1 pseudogene and 1 other annotated feature are annotated in these 986 nt (G+C 64.0%); the pseudogene reads left to right on the top strand.

Annotated features, from left to right (window positions below):
* Nucleotides 1-51 precede the first annotated feature (51 nt).
* A pseudogene (locus tag IE187_RS21115) lies at nt 52-986 on the top strand (IS3 family transposase); the annotation flags it as partial.
* Nucleotides 336-452 (top strand) — a sequence feature (AL1L pseudoknot). Its footprint overlaps the pseudogene before it by 117 nt.

Below are 986 nucleotides of genomic sequence, written 5' to 3'. Positions count from 1 at the left end.
ATGAACCGCCCCGGGTTTGTCGGAGGCTCCAACTCCTGAGAAGGTGGAGCCATGACGAGCAAGACGACCAACAAGTTTGCGCCCGAAGTCCGCGAGCGAGCGGTGCGGATGGTTTTTGATCACGAGCGGGATCACCCGTCCAGATGGGCGACCGTGGTATCGATTGCGGAGAAGATCGGCTGCGTTCCGCAGACGCTGCATGAGTGGGTGAAGAAGGCCGAGGTCGACAGCGGCAAGCGCGGCGGTGTCCCGACCGAGGTGGCCGACAAGGTGAAGGCGCTGGAGCGCGAGGTCCGTGAACTGCGGCAAGCCAACGAGATCCTGCGCAAGGCATCGGCATATTTCGCGCAGGCGGAGCTCGACCGCCCGTTCCGGCGATGATCGCTTTCATTGACGATCACCGCTATGCCTATGGGGTCGAGCCGATCTGCCGTGTCCTGCCGATCGCCCCATCCACCTATTACGAGCACGTCGCGCAGCGACAGGATCCATCGCGTCTGTCGGCACGGGCGCGTGAGGATCTGATCCTCAAGCCCGAGATCGCTCGCGTGTTCGCGGAGAACTTCGCGGTCTATGGCGTGCGGAAGGTATGGCGGCAGATGATGCGGGAGGGCTTTTCGATCGCCCGTTGCACCGTCGAACGGCTGATGCATGAGATGGGTCTGGCAGGCGTGATCCGGGGCAAGCCGGTGCGTACGACCATCAGCGACAAGGCGGCACCGTGCCCGCGCGATCACGTCAATCGCCAGTTCTTCGCGCCAGCGCCGAACAGGCTTTGGGTGTCGGACTTCACGTATGTCGCGACTTGGGCGGGGTTCGTCTACGTCGCCTTCGTCATCGACACTTACGCCAGACGGATCGTAGGCTGGCGCGCCAGCAGGACGGCGCACGCCAGCTTCGTCCTGGATGCGCTCGAACAGGCGCTCCATGATCGCCGTCCGACCCATCGGGGCGGCCTAGTCCACCACAGCGACCGCGGATCGCAA

It is taken from the genome of Sphingomonas glacialis (genome assembly GCF_014653575.1).
In the GTDB taxonomy this organism is placed as follows: domain Bacteria; phylum Pseudomonadota; class Alphaproteobacteria; order Sphingomonadales; family Sphingomonadaceae; genus Sphingomonas; species Sphingomonas glacialis.
The sequence above is the reverse complement of the archived record's forward strand: the minus strand, read 5'-3'. Positions and strand labels throughout refer to the sequence as shown.